The 1,375-nt window shown below is 65.6% G+C and carries 1 protein-coding gene; it reads left to right on the top strand.

Annotated features, from left to right (window positions below; translation table 11 throughout):
- On the top strand, positions 1 to 1,375 hold a 1,375-nt coding region (gene istA, locus H165_RS0118085), incomplete at both ends, for an IS21 family transposase (protein WP_017940322.1).

Genomic DNA, 1,375 nt, shown 5'->3' on the forward strand with positions numbered 1-1,375 from the left:
CCAGATTGCCGTCAGCGTGCAGATCGGTCGTGTCACCGTCGGCGATTACCTCTGTCGCTTTGCCGCCAGCGGTCTAGCCTGGCCCTGTTCGTTGTCCGATTCCGAGCTGGAGCAGCAACTGTTCCCGCCACCGCCGGCGGTACCCTCCGAGCAACGACCGCTGCCCGATTGGGCCATGATCCACGCCGAGCTACGCCGGCCGGGCGTGACCTTGGCGCTGCTCTGGCAGGAGTATCGCTTGAGCCAGCCGAAAGGCTTTCAGTACAGCTGGTTCTGCGAGCACTACCGAGCCTGGCAGGGCAAGCTGGACGTGGTGATGCGCCAGGAACATCGCGTTGGCGAGAAGTTGTTCGTCGACTACGCCGGGCAGACGGTGCCGGTGATCGACCGCCACAGCGGCGAGATCCGCCAGGCGCAGGTGTTCGTCGCGGTGCTTGGTGCATCCAGCTACACCTTCGCCGAAGCCACCTGGTCGCAGCAGTTACCTGACTGGCTGGGCTCACATGCCCGCTGCTTCTCCTTTCTCGGCGGTGTGCCGGAGATCGTGGTGCCGGACAACCTGCGAAGCGCGGTGAGTAAGAGCCATCGCTACGAGCCGGACATCAACCCGAGCTACCGCGATCTGGCCGAGCACTATGGCGTGGCGGTGGTGCCGGCGCGGGCGCGTAAGCCGCGCGACAAGGCTAAGGCCGAGGTCGGCGTGCAGGTGGTCGAGCGCTGGATCCTCGCCGCGCTGAGGAACCGCCAGTTCTTCTCCCTGGACGAACTCAACAGCGCCATCGCCTTATTGCTGGAGCGGCTCAACCGACGACCGTTTCGCAAGCTGCCGGGCTCCCGGCACTCGGCCTTCGAAGCCCTGGATCGTCCAGCGCTGCGCCCACTGCCGGAGCAGCCCTACGTCTATGCCGAGTGGAAGAAGGCGCGGGTGCACATCGACTACCACGTCGAGGTCGATGGGCACTACTACTCGGTGCCGTACCAACTGGTGAAGAAACAACTGGAAGTACGCCTGACAGCGCGCACGGTGGAGTGCTTCCACGCCAATCAGCGGGTGGCCAGCCACCTTCGCTCACCGCACAAGGGCCGGCACAGCACACAGGCCGAGCACATGCCCAAGAGTCATCGCGAGCACGCCGAGTGGACGCCACAACGGCTGATCCGCTGGGCTGAGCAGACCGGGCCGAACACGGCCGGCGTGATCAGCCACATCCTCGAACGGCGCATCCACCCAACCCAAGGCTACCGGGCCTGCCTGGGCATCCTGCGCCTGGGCAAGATCCATGGCGAAGTGCGCTTGGAGTTGGCCTGCCGTCGCGCCCTCAGCCTCGGCGCGTGCAGCTACAAGAGCCTCGAATCGATCCTGCGCCAGGGGCTG

The sequence above is a fragment of the Pseudomonas thermotolerans DSM 14292 genome, from assembly GCF_000364625.1.
Taxonomy (GTDB): domain Bacteria; phylum Pseudomonadota; class Gammaproteobacteria; order Pseudomonadales; family Pseudomonadaceae; genus Aquipseudomonas; species Aquipseudomonas thermotolerans.